12 protein-coding genes are annotated in these 14,901 nt (G+C 66.2%); 6 read left to right on the forward strand and 6 right to left on the reverse strand.

Annotated features, from left to right (window positions below; all coding sequences use genetic code 11):
* From EV192_RS42815 to EV192_RS42830, 4 genes are read left to right on the forward strand one after another with little or no spacing between them, the layout of a single operon-like run.
* Positions 1–777, forward strand: coding sequence for an IclR family transcriptional regulator (locus tag EV192_RS42815; RefSeq protein WP_132124462.1), 777 nt, complete (start codon positions 1–3; stop codon positions 775–777).
* Positions 778–817: 40 nt separating this feature from the next.
* Positions 818–1,651: an NAD-dependent epimerase/dehydratase family protein gene (locus EV192_RS42820; RefSeq protein WP_132124463.1), complete on the forward strand. Its 834-nt coding sequence runs from the start codon at positions 818–820 to the stop codon at positions 1,649–1,651.
* Positions 1,648–3,153, forward strand: coding sequence for an aldehyde dehydrogenase (NADP(+)) (locus EV192_RS42825; protein WP_132124464.1), 1,506 nt, complete (start codon positions 1,648–1,650; stop codon positions 3,151–3,153). The genes EV192_RS42820 and EV192_RS42825 overlap by 4 nt, the downstream gene beginning before the upstream one ends.
* Positions 3,154–3,172: 19 nt before the next feature.
* Entirely contained in the window at positions 3,173–4,009 is an 837-nt protein-coding gene (locus EV192_RS42830; protein WP_132124465.1) for a hypothetical protein, read from the forward strand.
* A 345-nt stretch (positions 4,010–4,354) separates the two neighbouring features.
* On the opposite strand, the gene EV192_RS42835 is transcribed toward EV192_RS42830, so the two are convergent.
* From EV192_RS42835 to EV192_RS42845, 4 genes are all read right to left on the reverse strand, one after another.
* The gene (locus tag EV192_RS42835) at positions 4,355–5,824 is read right to left on the reverse strand and encodes a sensor histidine kinase (protein WP_132124466.1); all 1,470 of its coding nucleotides are present in this window, start codon (positions 5,822–5,824) and stop codon (positions 4,355–4,357) included.
* Positions 5,825–5,901: 77 nt separating this feature from the next.
* The gene (locus tag EV192_RS42840) at positions 5,902–6,624 is read right to left on the reverse strand and encodes a response regulator transcription factor (protein ID WP_243727422.1); all 723 of its coding nucleotides are present in this window, start codon (positions 6,622–6,624) and stop codon (positions 5,902–5,904) included.
* Between the two features lie 387 nt (positions 6,625–7,011).
* The gene (locus tag EV192_RS57705) at positions 7,012–7,383 is read right to left on the reverse strand and encodes a mannosyltransferase YkcB-related protein (RefSeq protein ID WP_481730455.1); all 372 of its coding nucleotides are present in this window, start codon (positions 7,381–7,383) and stop codon (positions 7,012–7,014) included.
* Positions 7,380–8,624, reverse strand: coding sequence for a bifunctional glycosyltransferase family 2/GtrA family protein (locus EV192_RS42845; RefSeq protein WP_132124468.1), 1,245 nt, complete (start codon positions 8,622–8,624; stop codon positions 7,380–7,382). The genes EV192_RS57705 and EV192_RS42845 overlap by 4 nt, the downstream gene beginning before the upstream one ends.
* 179 nt (positions 8,625–8,803) lie before the next feature.
* Here EV192_RS42845 and EV192_RS42850 point away from each other — a divergent pair, with 179 nt between their 5' ends.
* Positions 8,804–9,745: a hypothetical protein gene (locus EV192_RS42850; protein WP_132124469.1), complete on the forward strand. Its 942-nt coding sequence runs from the start codon at positions 8,804–8,806 to the stop codon at positions 9,743–9,745.
* 405 nt (positions 9,746–10,150) lie between these two features.
* Here EV192_RS42850 and EV192_RS42855 read toward each other — a convergent pair whose 3' ends face one another.
* Both EV192_RS42855 and EV192_RS42860 read right to left on the reverse strand, forming a co-directional pair.
* A complete protein-coding gene (locus EV192_RS42855) occupies positions 10,151–12,841 on the reverse strand; it encodes a bifunctional acetate--CoA ligase family protein/GNAT family N-acetyltransferase (RefSeq protein WP_243727423.1) in 2,691 nt (896 codons plus the stop codon).
* Positions 12,842–12,843: 2 nt separating this feature from the next.
* Positions 12,844–14,019 (reverse strand): acetoin utilization protein AcuC, encoded by a 1,176-nt coding sequence (locus tag EV192_RS42860; RefSeq protein ID WP_132124471.1) that lies wholly within the window; start codon positions 14,017–14,019, stop codon positions 12,844–12,846.
* Positions 14,020–14,042: 23 nt separating this feature from the next.
* On the opposite strand from EV192_RS42860, the gene EV192_RS42865 reads away from it, so the two are divergent.
* Positions 14,043–14,729: a hypothetical protein gene (locus EV192_RS42865; protein WP_132124472.1), complete on the forward strand. Its 687-nt coding sequence runs from the start codon at positions 14,043–14,045 to the stop codon at positions 14,727–14,729.
* The last annotated feature ends 172 nt before the right edge of the window (positions 14,730–14,901 follow it).

Here is a 14,901-nt window from a genome sequence, read left to right on the forward strand (position 1 = left end):
GTGGCGGTTGACCAAGCCCGACCCACCGCGGTGAAGTCGGCCGACCGGACCGTGGAGCTGCTGGAGGCGCTGGCGTCCTCGGAGCGCAGGCTCACGCTGACCGAGCTGCACCACACGCTGAGCTATCCGAAGTCCAGTCTTTACATGCTGCTGCAAACACTCGTGGCACGTGGCTGGGTGGAGGTCGAGCCGGCCAGCGGCACCTACGGCATCGGAGTCCGCGCACTGCTCGTCGGCACGTCCTATTTGGACCACGACCCGGTGGTGCAGGTGGCGATAAGGGTGATGGAACACGTCCGCCGCGAGGTGAACGAGACAGTTCACCTGGCGCGCTTGGACGGCGCCGACGTCGTGTACCTGGCCAGCCGAGAGTCCGAACACCATCTCCGAGTGGTCTCCCGCGTCGGCAGGAGATTGCCTGCGCACTCCACCTCCCTCGGCAAGGCATTGCTCGCGGAACGACCGGCGGCGGAGGTCGACTCCATCCTGCCAGAAAACCTGGAATCGTTGACTCCGAACACGGTGGTCGGCCGGGTCGCACTGCACGAACAGCTGGCACGGTTCCGGGTCGCCGGTTACGCGCACGAACGCGAGGAGAACACGCCTGGACTCGGGTGTTTCGCGGTCGCACTGCCCTACCGCACCCCGGTGATCGACGCCATCAGCTGCTCGGTACCGCTCGGCCGGCTGGACGCCGACCACGAGAACCAGGTCGTCACGGCACTGTTGGAGGGCGCGAAGACGATCACCGAACTGCTGCGGCAGTTCGGTCGCTGACAAGCAGGCGTTTGACGAACAACCGAAGGGGAACGCGAACGTGACCGAACGCATCCTGATCACCGGCGCGGCGGGTGGAGTCGGGACGTTGATGCGGCCCCGGCTGGCCGCCGATGGCCGGATCCTGCGGCTGCTGGACATCGCTGACCAGGCGGCCGCCGCCACCGGGGAACGCGTCGAGATCGTGCAGGCGTCGGTTACCGACATGGCCGCGATGGAACAGGCCTGTGACGGCGTGTCAGCCGTCATCCACCTTGGCGGTCACAGCCTGGAGCAGGTGTGGTCGCAGATCCTTGAGGTCAACATCAACGGCACGTACACAGTGATCGAGGCCGCGCGGCGGCAGGGTGTCAAACGGGTTGTGCTGGCCAGCTCCAACCACGCTGTCGGATTCTTCCCGAAAGCGGATGGTGAAGCGGGCGACTACCTGTTTCCGCGACCCGACACGAACTACGGGGTCAGCAAGGTCGCGATGGAAGCACTGGGCAGCATGTTCGCCGACCGGTATGACATGGATGTGATCTGCGTGCGGATCGGATCATGTTTCGAACGCCCCAAGGACACTCGGATGCTGTCCACGTGGTTGTCGCCAGCGGACGCCGCGCGCCTGTTCGAGGCGTGCCTGACCACACCCACTCCCGGATTCCGGGTCGTATGGGGAATCTCGGACAACTCTCGACGATGGTTCTCCCTCGACGAGGCCCGCAAGCTCGGTTACGAGTCGCAGGACGACTCGGAGAGTTTCGCCGCCGAGGTGATCGCCGAGCACGGCGAGCCCGACCTTGGCTCGGTGGCCCACCGCAACCTGGGTGGCGTGTGGTGCGGACCTGACTTCGACACAGCGGTGAAGGAAGCCAAGGAGGCCGGACGGTGAGTGTGCAGGGCTACAACCCCAGGACGGGCAAGCCGTACGGTGAGCCGGTCGAGGCCACCTCGGACACCGAGGTGGACCAGCTCTGCGAAGCGGCCGCACGGTCGTTCCGGGTCTGGTCCGGATGGCTGGACGCGGACCGAGCGACTGTGCTCGATCTCGTCGCCGACCGTCTGGACGACGAATCCGTGCTGCTGATCGACACGGCCGACGCGGAGACCGCTCTGGGCATCCCACGGCTGACCACTGAGCTCAAGCGCACCACCAACCAGCTTCGCCTGTTCGCCGACGTGCTGCGTGAGGGCAGCTACGTCGAAGCCATGCTCGACTCGCCGAGTCCGGACATCATCCCGCCGCGGCCGGACCTGCGCCGTGTGCTGCGTCCCCTCGGCGTGGTCGCCGTCTACTCGGCCAGCAACTTCCCGTTCGCGTTGTCGACAGTCGGCTCGGACACCGCGTCCGCGCTCGCCGCCGGCTGCGCCGTCGTGGTCAAGGCGCATTCGGCGCATCCGAACACCACGCGCGAAACAGGCAGGGTCGTGTCCGCCGCGTTGGCGGAAGGTGGTGCGCCCGACGGCTTGTTCGCCGTCATCTATGGCACCCAGTCCGGTGTACGGCTCGTTCAGCATCCGCACGTTAAGGCGGCCGGATTCACCGGCTCGATAGGTGGTGGGAGGGCGCTGTACGACTTGGCGAACTCACGCCCCGACCCAATCCCGTTCTACGGTGAACTGGGCAGTGTCAACCCGACGGTTATCCTGCCCGACGCCGCCGCCGACCGGCCGGAGGAGATCGCCAAGGGTTTCGCGCAATCGGTGACCATGGGTGTCGGTCAGTTCTGCACCAACCCCGGACTGGTGTTCGCCCCGCCTTCGATCGTGGTCGCCCTGGCGGGCGCGGTGAAACAGGCGACTGGTGGGGCCATGCTGAACGAGCGCATGTGCGATTCGTACCGCTCCACCGTCGACGCCATGTCGAACAGCGACTTGGTCGAACTGGTCGCCACGGGCGCCGCCCCAGACGAGGCATGGGTCGGCGCACCCAACCTTTTCCGCACGTCACTGGACGTTTTCGAGTCAAATCTGGAAAAGCTGACCGAGGAGAACTTCGGTCCTGCCGGGTTGGTGGTCACCTACGACGACCCCGCTGCCGTGCTGGCCCTGATCCCTCGGTTGCCCGGAACGCTGACCGGGACCGTGCACGCGTCCGACTCAGAACACGAACTCGCCAGCCGAACCGCGGTGGAGCTACAGAAGATCGCCGGACGGCTGATCTACAACGGCTGGCCGACAGGCATCGCGCTGGCTTGGGCGATGCAGCACGGTGGACCGTGGCCGGCGACCACGAACACCAGCCACACGTCGATCGGTGTTCCGGGGATCTACCGCTGGCTCGCGCCGGTCACGTACCAGACTTGGCCGGACGCGCTGCTGCCACCGGAGTTGCAAGACGCCAATCCTTTGGGAATTACACGTCGGCGTGATGGGGTCCTCGACAAGCACTGATGTTTGGTTGGATCGGGGTATGAGTGGCTTATCCCGAGGGCTCTCGCCGGACCTCATCGTCGGTGGCCCGTCGTCCGGTGCTGTGCGGCCCAGCGATCCCGCGACCGAGCTCAGCCCCGATCCGCACCATCCGACGGCTCCGCATTCGCACGCGGCGGAGGTGTTCGCGAATCATCTGAACTTGCCGGAGTGCCCCCGTGGCAACAACAAGTACAAGGACGACGACCGCGCGCCAACAATCCTGACATGGGGCACACCGGGGCAGCCGGCGACCTGGGTCAACCAGAGTCGGTGCGCGTCGTTCATCACCGGCCTGCTGCATCGCACGTACCCTGACATCGCCACCGCGGAGCATTTCCGGACGCACTTCGGGGCAGTCAACCCCAACTCGCGGGACTATCGACGGGCTTTTGCCGACGCGGCCGCACCTCACTGGCAGCCCGTCACCAAGCTGCTCAATCTTCGGCATGGCGATGTGCTCGCCATCGACTATCAGAACGGTCTGCGCAACCAGACCGGCCATGTAGTGCTGGTCCGGCAGATCAAGGATATCTATGTGTCGCCGAACCCCGCGTTGAACTTTCCCGGCGAGACGCAGTACGCCGTCGAGATCATCGACTGTACGTCAGATCCGCACGGCTTGCTCGGTGTCGGTGACTACATCGCGTACCCCGACACCCGGCTGATCGACGGAGTGAACGACCGCGAAGGCGTGGGTTTCGGGCACATGATGCTGTATGTGTCCACATCGACCGGTGAACTGTCGCGGTATCGCTGGAGCGTGAACTCCTCGCCCGCCACTACCTACACGAACCACCAGCGGCCCATGGCCGCGGCGAGGTTCAGCCCCGCCTAGTTCCCCGTTGCCTCAGCCCGAAGGCGCTCGACCGAAAATGTCAGACCCCGCCGCTACATTATGGCCAGGTTGGTAATGCGTGGAACGACGACGAAGGGAGTACCTGTTTGGTTGGTGTGGAACGTGTGGCGAAGGCAACGGCTCTGGTGCTGGTATGCACCCGGCTCGTCTCTTCTAGCCAGCGTCCGTCAGCAAAGCGGGCCGACTGGCCAACGAACGGTGTGACTCGAGCTTCACCAGGCCTTGGTGGGGCGTGATGTCGTGCTCGAATGTGCAATGTGGACGGCAGTCGGCGTTGACCGCTGAAGGCGGGAGGGCGCGCACGCCACCCTCATGTCGCATGTTTCACAGCAGCGGGAGCAGAACGGTGAAACGGGCACCCTGGGCGGGGGTGGTTCGCAGTTCCACTCGGCCACCGTGAGCTTCCAGGATCGCTGCTGTGATGGCCAGGCCCAGGCCGGTTCCACCGCGACGACGGGATCGGGCAGAGTCGACACGGTAGAAGCGGTCGAAGATGTTCGGCGCGGCCTCCAATGGGACGCCCGGACCTTCGTCGAGGACGTCCAGAACGACACGCGCGGAGGCGTCCACAGCGCCCGCTACCGCGATGGGCGCGCGGGCGTCTGATGTGGACGATGTGCCGACGTACACGTGCACCGGGGTACCCGGCGGCGTGTGGATCACTGCGTTGCTGACCAGGTTCGTGATCACCTGGCGCATTCGGTGTTCGTCGGCAGTCACCCGTACTGGCGTGCTCGGACTCGTCAGGTTCACTGAGCGGTCGGGGTCGCGGGCGCGGGCATCGTGCACTGCGTCTTCGACGAGAGTGCGAAGGTCGAGCTCGGTCAGGTCCAGGGCGCGTTCCTGGTCCAAGCGGGCGAGCAACAGCAAGTCTTCGACGAGCAGGCCCATCCGGATCGCTTCGTCTTCGATGCGGCCCATGAGCTTGTCGACGTCCGCGCGTTCCGGCGCGCCGCCCCGACGATGCAGTTCGGCGAAACCGCGAATGGAGGTCAACGGCGTTCGGAGTTCGTGCGAAGCGTCGGCGACGAACCTGCGCAGGCGGGCTTCGGAGCGTTCCCGTTGCAGCAATGCCGACGAGAGTCGGCCGACCATCGTGTTCAGGACTGCGCCCATCCGGCCGACCTCGGTTCGTGAGTCGGACGGCACCCGTAGGTAGAGGTGTCCCCTGGCGATCGAGCCCGCGGTGTGCTCGATCTTGGTCAATGGTCGGAGCCCGAGCCGGACGACCCAGAACGCGATAGCGCCGAGCGTGACCAGCGCGGAGACACCGACAAGGACCTCGATCCAGACGAGCCGCGAAACCGTCTGCTCAACCGTGTCCAACGACTGGGCGACAGCGACGTAGAAAACACCGGCCGGTCCGAAACTCCGCTGAACGACCAGCACCCGCCAGGCCGCTTTCCCTTCCTGGTCGTCGACCGTGAACGCGTGACCGCGGAGCTGGGGATATGTCACCGCGCTGACGGCAGGCAGGTTGGGCCCGGTGGTGGAGGTGACGTTGCTGCTGAGGTTCACGGTTCCGTCCGGAAAGAACGAGCGCACCGCGAAGTCCGTGGGCAGGTCCTGACCGTTGCGGCGGTTTGGACCTTCGCCCTGGGGGATCCGCGGGAACCCTTGACCCCGGTGACTGAACTCGTCCAACTGCTGGTCCACTCGGTTGATCATCGACCTTTGGATCAGCAGAACACTCGCGACGCCGAACACGGTGAGTCCGACAGTGGCGAGCAGCAGCACGACCACAATCAGCCGGGTGCGCAGGGTCCACGGCCTGCGGAGTCTGGGCGTGGCCATCTGGGTATTCCTGCCGGTCGCGGCAACGTTGCGCGCCAGAGTGGTTCCCGCATCAGAGGTTCGGCCGACCGTGGTCATCAGCCTGTCCGTTCGTCACGCGGCAATCGAAGCGAGTACCCCACGCCGCGGATCGTGTGGATCAAAGCCGGTTCCACTGAGTCGATCTTTCGACGCAGGTAGCTGATGTAGGACTCGACGATCCGGCCGTCACCGCCGAAATCGTAGTTCCACACCCGATCCAGAATCTGCGGTTTGCTGACCACCCGCTCGGCGTTGACCATCAGGTAACGCAGCAGGTTGAACTCGGTCGGTGAGAGTTGGACGAGGCGTCCGCCGCGGTAGACTTCATGAGCGTCCTCGTCCAAGACAAGGTCGGCGTACCTGAAGGTGCCGTCGTCACGCGGCGTTTCGCTCGCGCCATTGGTTCGGCGGAGGATCGCGCGCAGCCGAAGGACGACCTCTTCCAGGCTGAACGGTTTGGTCACGTAGTCGTCCCCGCCCGCCGTGAGGCCAGCGATACGGTCTTCAACCGCGTCACGGGCCGTCAGGAACAGCACGGGCAGCAGTTCATGCGTGGCGCGGAGGCTACGCGCCAGGCTGAAGCCGTCGCAGTCAGGCAGCATCACATCGAGGATCACGATGTCCGGCCGGACGCGCCGCGCGGCGGCCAGCGCCTCGGCCCCGCAGTCCGCCGCATGCACCACGAACCCGCTCAGCCGAAGCGCCGCCGACAGCAACTCCAGGATGTTCGGCTCGTCGTCCACTACGAGAACAGTCGCTTCCGCGCCACGCTGATCCACCTGGTCAGGGTCGACGACGAACCTGGGAACTTCCTGGGAACACGCTGAGACCATCACGGGGGATTTGCACAGATTCACCCGTCAGTGCATTCGTACAGGCGCTGGGAGCCGACAGTGAGCACCGACTTGCAGTTTTGTTCGACCCATCCGGTGCGCTCACCGGCCGCTTGACGGTTCAAGCCATCACCACCATTGGGACCAGTCCCCGGCAACACTCCGCGACCGGGTGGGTCGCCCGCACCAAGTGCCCTGGATGCGTTGGATGCGCCGAGTGAAGTGCGTGCGCCGGACGACGTGCCTGTACCGGTAGTGGCGCCACCAGTAGCGGTGCTGTCACCCGGTGGTATGCCAATGCCATGTGGAGTGCCAGAGCCAGGTTGTGTCTCATCAAGGCTGCCTACGGGGCGCGGAGCCGACTGAACCGTTTGCCTCTGTCCCCCGCCCGCCAATGCCGCCGCGACTCCCGCGTCCGGCACCTTCGAGGACAAACCGGAGCTTGCCCTCGCGCACCCATGTGCTCAGTTGGTCCAACGAGGGAGCTGGGTCGCCGCCGCCGAAGCCGCCCATTCCGACGACCGTGTCGTCTGTTGCCGCGATGTAGCTGACAGCCGCCTGAGATCCGCCCTCGATCGCGAGGGTGATCTGGGCACCGTTGGAGTGGGCTTTGGCATAGTCCAGAACCTTCCACTGATCGGGGCTTCTCCGCCACAGTGGACTCTGTCGTCGCTTCGCTTCCGCTTGCCGGGCGGCGGCGGTCATGTATTCCCCCTTCCTGTCTTGAAGATCCAAGTACGCAGGAGCACGAACCGCCCAGCTGTGCCGACCATGGAGGCGCCAAGGAGCACGACCAACTCCAGCCAACGTGACGGTTCGACGACGGACGAGTGCAGCGCGAGCAATGCGACTGAGGTGAAGGCGTAGTAGAGACCGAACACGATCAGGCCTTGCAGATGCACCCGACCTGAGGATCCGCGTGCGCCGAGGAACGTGAACCGCCGGTTGGCCTCGGTGTTGATCAGCGTGGTCACTACCAGTGCGAGCAGGTTCGCCAGCAACGGATTCATCGCGGACCGGAAGAGTGCGTACAGCAGCAAGGTGGCGGCTGTGGACAGGACGCCGATCACCGCGAACGACGTAAGCTGCCACATCAGGCCGGTGTCACGGCGGCCCACGACCGCGTCTGGATGTACCGGACTCGGTTCCGGTCGTTTCGGAAGTCCGGTCACCGTCGCTGACCCGGTCGCTTTCGCACGGGCGACTCTGATCAGGCCTCGGACGTCCTCGATGGCGGTCGACGCCACCTGGACTCGTGTGTCGACGTCCTCGACCCAGTCGACGGGAACTTCGTGCACTCTCAGTCCGTTGTGTTCGGCGAGCAGCAACAGTTCGGTGTCGAAAAACCAGTTGTCGTCCTTGACGTGTTCGAGAAGTGGGCGGATCACGTCGGTGCGCGCGGCTTTGAAGCCGCACTGGGCGTCGGAGAACCGGGCTCCGTGGCTCAGCCGGATGAGTGCGTTGTAACACCGCGAGATCAGCTCGCGTTTGGGGCCGCGGACGGTTCTCGCGCCGGGTGCCAGGCGCGAGCCGATCGAGATGTCCGAGTGACCGTTCACGAGGGGGGCGATCAGGGGCAGCAGGGCGTCCAAACCGGTGGAGAGGTCGACGTCCATGTAGGCGACGACGTCCGCGTCGCTGCGCTGCCATGCCGCGCGTAAGGCCCGACCCCGGCCTTTCTGGTCCAGATGCAGGACGCGGACCTGGGGGTCGCGCTCTGCCAACTCGTTGGCGACCGACATGGTGCCGTCGCTGCTGGCGTTGTCGACAATGGTGAGGGTCCACTCGAACGGGAATGTCTTGTCCAAATAGGATCGCAGCACGTCGATACAGCCACGCAGCGCTCGTTCTTCGTTGTGTACAGGGACAACCACGTCGACCGTCACGGTTTTCGACACCGCGGCGGTGACCGCCGCCGGGTCGGCCGGGGCACGGGTGCCAGTCATGCCTCAGGTATGCCGGGTGGAGATAGCAGCGACCTGTGCGGAAGCTCAAAGGACGCTGGGAGCGGCCAGATGGTTCACATGCATGAACTCTAATCACATTCTTGACCAGAGGTGGATGGGTGTCATAGCTTTCACTCACCCTGCTCAGCCCGCCACGGTCCTCGATGAGGAGGAGCCTGATGCGCACACGCAAGCGTGTCTTGCCAGCGACTGCCACTGTCGCTGGTCTGATCAGTGCGGGTGTTCTCATCAGCACCATGGCGACCGCGACGATGGCGATCAGGATTCCAACCTCGTCGGTCACGCTGGCCGCGGCGCTGACGGCCGTCTGCCTCTGGTGCCTGTTCACGTTCGCCGCGAACGGCGCTTTTGCCGCTCTGACCAGCAGCGTATCCGCAACATGGATCGCGATGAGCGACCAGCCCAGGGCGGATGTCGACAGCATCGACGGCCGTCGCGCCTCGTTCTTGATCGGCCGCATGGGGTCAGTCCGCCCGAACCCGGCCAGATCGACCACGGTCCGCTCGATCTTCTCGTCGAGCGTACGTGCCTCGTGCAGGCAGATAGGGTCGTACGGAACCGATGAACCGCGGCACGGTTCGTGTCCGGCGCCGGGCTCAACGTCCTTTGGATTTCGGAACACCTGCGAACGGACGGGCCTGCCCGTGGTCGGCGTGCGCGACTTCGCGCTCGAGGTGCACGGCACCCATTGTCTGGCGATCTTGGACAGGGTCGGGACGGATTGGGTGGCTGAGACGTCCGAGGCAAGGGCGAACGCTGCCCGCCAGGTGGCGGAGAGCGCTGCCTGGCACCATCTGATCAGCGACAAGTTCAACCAGTTCAGGATGCGTGGCGATCATTCCGCCAACCACCTGGACGGTCTGGCGGGCGGCGGCCACATCGTCGACGACAACGTGGGCAAATGGAGTCCGGGTAACTGGAGTCTCCGCGATGCCGTCGGGTTGCGACTGCTTGCACGTACGCCCCGTTCTGTCCGAGGCCGGTCCGGAACAGCTTGTTCGCCTGCGGCACATCGAATCCGCGATCGGAGGAAGGCGGCGGGGGCGCCTCCGCCCAGTCAGCGAATGAGAAGAGATTCTACTCAGCTGACAACACGATGACGGCGCCGGCGGGGCCCAGCATATGTCGCAGATGCGACCAACTGCGCCTCCGCCCCGAGACCGGGGGCTCGCTCAGTCTGGCGGCGGGAGCGAGCCCCCACCTAACAAGATACCGCGCCCTGCCCGTGTGGGTGCTTCGTCCTTCTGCTGGACGAAGCACCCACACGGGTTTCCGACAGAGAACACGAAATCACGCAGTGGCTTCTGCCGACCCGCTGACCACATGTGGCTGACATCAGGGCGGCTCGAACGTACGCGCGGCCATGATGTGAGGGGCACGGCGCGGCACGACCGGGGTCTGACGGCACGTAACGCCGGTCCGGCAGTGTGCGACCAGATTCGGTGGGTATGCCGGTTCGGCGGAGGCATGACGGAGTCCACGCTGAGTTCGCCGAAACGATGGAATCATCCCTCGCTGGGCAGGGTGCGCAGTCGGCGGGGGCCTGTGTCGTGGCGGGACGGTGGTTTCCCCACGAGTATCCGGGCGTAGACGACGTTCGCGCCCTTGTCGGACGCCACGACCGGGTCGAGTTCGAGTGACCGCACCTCGGGAACGTCTTCCGCCAGTGCCGCGACGCGAAGCACGAGATCCTCAAGGGCGGCCAGGTCGGCGACCGGCGCCCCGCCGTATCCCGCCAACAACGGTGCCGCTTTCGGCGCGCGGACCAGGCCGGCCGCGTCCACGTCGGTCATCGGGATGGCCCGGTAGGCGCGGTCGCCCAGCAGGTCGTTGACCACACCGGACAGTCCGAACGACACCAACGTGCCGAATGACGGGTCGTCTTGGAGGCCGATCACGCACGAGGTGCCTCTGTCGACCATCCGCTGCACGTATACGGTATCCACTCCGGACACCGAGCAGAGGTCCACATAGGCCGCTCGCATCGCCTCCGGCCCGCTGATGTCCAGCCGGACGCCGACAAGATCGAACCTGTGTCGCAGTAACGAGTTCGCCGCCTTCGCCGCGACCGGGAACCCGAGGTCCTCCGCGGCGTGTACGGCCTCTTCAGCGCTGTTGACGATCCGGAACGGGGCGATCTGGATTCCGTAGCAGGTCAGCAGTTCGACCGCTTGCTGGTCGGTCAGCCAATGCTCACGGGTGTCCTCGGCGGCGAAGATCAGGTCACGCGCGGCGACAGGGTCGATCCGGTCCGGCCGGACCAGCATGCCGCGTGGTGCCGAACGCCACCGGGCGTAACGGGTGACGCGCGCCAAGGCGAGGGCCGCGCGTTCGGGACTGGAATACGACGGAATCGAGCCGCGCCCCGGCGATCCGTCCGGACCAGGAACGGCGAGCTCGTCCGGGACGCCTTCGGCCGCCAGGAACGTCGAGACGATCGGTTTGCCCTCACCCGGCGCCAAGCCCGAGACGGCCTCACGCAACTCGCGGGCGTACGCCGTGTCCGGCACTGCCAAGGGCGGCACGAAGACGACGATCAAGGCGTCCACGTCGTCGCTCAGGAGCGTCTCGCGGACCGCGGCGGCGAACTCGGCAGGTCCAGCCTGGACTCCCACATCGACCGGTTCCCCGGCGAGCTCAAGCCCCTCGGCCAACGCGGCATCCGCGGCGAGCACGCCGATCGCGGTCGAGTTTCCGACCACCGCGATCCGGCTGCCCCCGGGCAACGGCTGGTGCGCCAGCAACAGCGCCGTGTCGAACAGTTGCGCCAACGATTCCACGCGGATCACGCCGGCTTGCTCGAACACTGCCTGCACGCTCGGCTCGTCGACCCGGACGGAGGTCGCGGCGAGCGCCGGCAGCAAGGCGTTGCGGCCGGACTTGACCGCGACAATCGGCTTGGTGCGCCCCAGGCGGCGAGCCAGGCGGGCGAACTTCCGAGGATTTCCGAACGACTCCAGATACAGCAGCACGACGTCCGTTGCCGGGTCGGTCATCCAGTACTGGAGCATGTCGTTGCCGGAGACGTCCGCCCGGTTGCCGGCCGAGACGAACGTGGACAGGCCGAGTCCGCGGGCAGCGGCGCTGGCGAGGATCGCGGTGCCGAGCGCGCCGGACTGGCAGAAGAAGCCGGTTCGGCCCAAACCCGGAAGCTTCGGGGCGAGGCTCGCGTTCAGCCTGACGTTCCGATCCATGTTCACGACGCCGAGCGCGTTCGGCCCGACCACGCGCATGCCATGCTTCCGCGCTTCCTCCGCAAGCCGCCGCTCGACACTTCGCCCTTCGTCCCCGGTCTCGCCGAATCCGGACGACAGCACGACAAGCGCTTTCACGCCCTTGGCCAGGCAGTCGTCCATCACCTCGTCGACGCTGGCCGCCGGTACCGCGACGACCGCGAGGTCCACCGGATCAGGGATGTCCAGCACGCGCCGATAGGCACGGACACCGCGAACCGACCGACGTTCCGCGTTCACCGGGAACACCGGGCCGGTGAAGTTCGCGGACAGCAGGTTGGTCAGTACGGCGTAGCCGACCTTCGTCGGGTCCGTCGAGGCACCGATCACCGCGACCGATGTGGGATGCAGCAGGTTGTGGACGCTCCGGGCCTCGGCGGCCTGTTCACGTGCCCTCGCCACGGCCACCAATTCGTCCGTCGGGTCGATCGCGAACTCCAAGTGCAGGACGCCGTCCTCCAGAACCCGGCTGATCTGGTAGCCGGCGTCCCGGAACACCCGGACCATCTGGCCGTTCTCCCCCAGCACCTCGGCGACGAACCGGTTCAGGCCACTCTCCTGGGCCGCCGCGGCCAGGTGCTCCAGCAGGATCGAGCCAATCCCCCGGCCTTGGTGGTCGTCCTCGACGACGAACGCGACCTCGGCCTGGTCGGTGAGTTCGCCGTTCTCCCGAAGTCGCTCGTAGCGGCCGACGGCGATGATGTCGTCGCCCAGCATCGCCACGAACGCGACCCGGTCGTGGTGGTCGACCGTGACGAACCGTGCCAGGTCCCGCGGGGGTATCCGCGGATACGCGCCGAAGTACCGGAAGTACCGGGTCCGGTCGGACAGCCTCCCGTGGAACGCGACCAGCCGGTCGGCGTCGTCCGGCGTGATCGGTCTCAGATGGACGGTGCCGCCGTCGGCCAACACCACGTCCGCCTCCCAGCGACGCGGATAGTCGTACGGGTCGAAATCGCTCACGCTCAGTCCCGCGGGTCGTCCGGATCCATTCCGTGCAGTGGGAACACGGCACCCCGGACGTCCCGGATCACCGAGTCGACCGGTTCCTGCATGGTGCCGTCCCAGGGCACGAAGGTGGTGTCCTTGCCTTCACCCATGGTGCGCGGCAACTGTGCGCCTGGCGCGCGACGCAGCACGTCGTTCACCCACTCGTGCGGCAACGGCGTCTCAGGGTCAACGTCCCGGTCAAGAACGGTGGCGATCAGGTGAGTCCACGACCGCGGCACGACCCGAAGCAACTGGTATCCGCCGCCGCCCATCGCGAGCCATTTGCCCCCGGCGTGCTGTTCAGCCAGATTCCGGAGTACCCGGTAGATCTCCCGATGGCCGTCCACGCTCAGCCACAGGTTGGCCAGCGGATCCTCCTCATGGGTGTCCACCCCGCACTGCGTGACCAGCACGTCCGGCCGGAACTCGCGCAACAGTGACGGCACGACCGCGTGAAACGCCCGCAGCCAGGCCGGGTCGCGGGTGTGCGGCGGCAACGGGACGTTCACCGACGTGCCCTCGGCGCCCGGACCACCCAATTCGGTCACCCGGCCGGTGCCCGGCCAGAGCGTCATCGGACTCTGGTGCAACGAGATAGTCAGGACCCTGGGGTCGTCGTAGAACGCGGCCTGAACGCCGTCGCCGTGATGGACGTCGACATCTATGTACGCGACGCGGTCGGCGCCGTTGTCCAACAGCCAGGAGATCGCGACCGCGCAGTCGTTGTACACGCAGAATCCGGCTGCGTGATCGCGCATCGCGTGGTGCAGACCGCCGGCGATGTTCACCGCCCGGTTCGTCGCTCCGGACGCGATCCGGCTGGCCGCCAGCAGTGAAGCGCCGACGACCAGGGAAGAGGCCTCGTGCATCTCGGCGAACACGGGATTGTCCGGGGTGCCGAGGCCATGGCCGACATCCCAGCCCACCATGGGTGCCTCACGGACGGCGTCCATGTAGGAAACGTCGTGTACGCGTTTGATGTCCGCGTCGCTCGCGGGCTCAGGGTGAAGCAGTTCCACTTCGTCCAGCACGCCGAGTTGAGTCGCGAGCGCGATCGTCAACTCGAGGCGCACTGGGTTGAACGGGTGATCCCCGCCCAGGTCGTACCCGAGCAGAGCGGGATCCCACACGACGGCGGCTGGCGTGCCCATGGCTTAACACTAGTCTGACGGCCATGCACGGTCGTTTTCGCTTGCTCGCGCTCGCTGTGGTGGGCTTGGCCGTCGCCACTGTCGCCGCCCTGCTCGCAAGCCGAATTCGGATCGGGTCCGTAGCGGGTTCGCCGGCCGCGGCGCCCCAGACCACGATCCCGGAAACGCCCTCGAGTGAGCCGGCCGACACCGAGTCCGCCACATCCACGGAATCGTCGACGACCAGCATGTTTCCGCCGACATCACTGACCACCTCGAGTTCGCGGCAGCCGCCATGGTCGGTGACCATCGCCAAACGCAAAACAGTCGCCACCGCGCCCGCCTGCGCCACGCTCATCACCGGCGCCGAAGTGGCGCGGCTGACCGGCACGACGGCCGCAGCGGAACCGGCCGACCAGGGGTACTGCGGATTCGATCTCGCGACTGGCGGTAACGCCGCAGGAGTCGCGATGGTCGTGCTGACGCCGTCGGCCGACACGCAGCGCGCGGACGCGCAGAGCCCTGAGGTCACCAGCTTCGAAGGCAACACCGCGTACCGCACGACGAGCGCGGCGAGCACCTGTGACCTGAGAATCGCGCTCACCGACGATCAAAGCGCGCCGTTCCGTGCGTTGTGGGTGACACTCGTGCTGAACACCGCCACCGAATCCACCTGCCCGACCGTGGACAAGCTCGCGAAGATCGTCTTCGACAAGCTCCCCAACGGCTGAGACCGTCTCCGCGAATCACCTGAAAACGGCCCTTGTCCTGGTGAACATTTCGCGTCCGGTCGGTCGACGACGGCGCACGTCCCGTGTCGGCAGAGGGCCTGGGGCGGTATCCGGCGGAATCCTGAACGGGCCCTGGGGCTGGGCAGGAGGCAGGTTCGCTGGGTTTGCGGAA

Origin of the sequence: Actinocrispum wychmicini (assembly GCF_004345645.1) — a bacterium.
GTDB lineage: Bacteria > Actinomycetota > Actinomycetes > Mycobacteriales > Pseudonocardiaceae > Kibdelosporangium > Kibdelosporangium wychmicini.

Excerpts from the sequence above, each read along its gene's own strand:
- EV192_RS42830 (WP_132124465.1), top strand. The coding sequence starts at position 3,173 with ATGAGTGGCTTATCCCGAGGGCTCTCGCCGGACCTCATCGTCGGTGGC.
- EV192_RS42835 (WP_132124466.1), bottom strand. The coding sequence starts at position 5,824 with ATGGCCACGCCCAGACTCCGCAGGCCGTGGACCCTGCGCACCCGGCTG.
- EV192_RS57705 (WP_481730455.1), bottom strand. The coding sequence starts at position 7,383 with ATGACCGCCGCCGCCCGGCAAGCGGAAGCGAAGCGACGACAGAGTCCA.
- EV192_RS42845 (WP_132124468.1), bottom strand. The coding sequence starts at position 8,624 with ATGACTGGCACCCGTGCCCCGGCCGACCCGGCGGCGGTCACCGCCGCG.
- EV192_RS42850 (WP_132124469.1), top strand. The coding sequence starts at position 8,804 with ATGCGCACACGCAAGCGTGTCTTGCCAGCGACTGCCACTGTCGCTGGT.
- EV192_RS42860 (WP_132124471.1), bottom strand. The coding sequence starts at position 14,019 with ATGGGCACGCCAGCCGCCGTCGTGTGGGATCCCGCTCTGCTCGGGTAC.
- EV192_RS42865 (WP_132124472.1), top strand. The coding sequence starts at position 14,043 with ATGCACGGTCGTTTTCGCTTGCTCGCGCTCGCTGTGGTGGGCTTGGCC.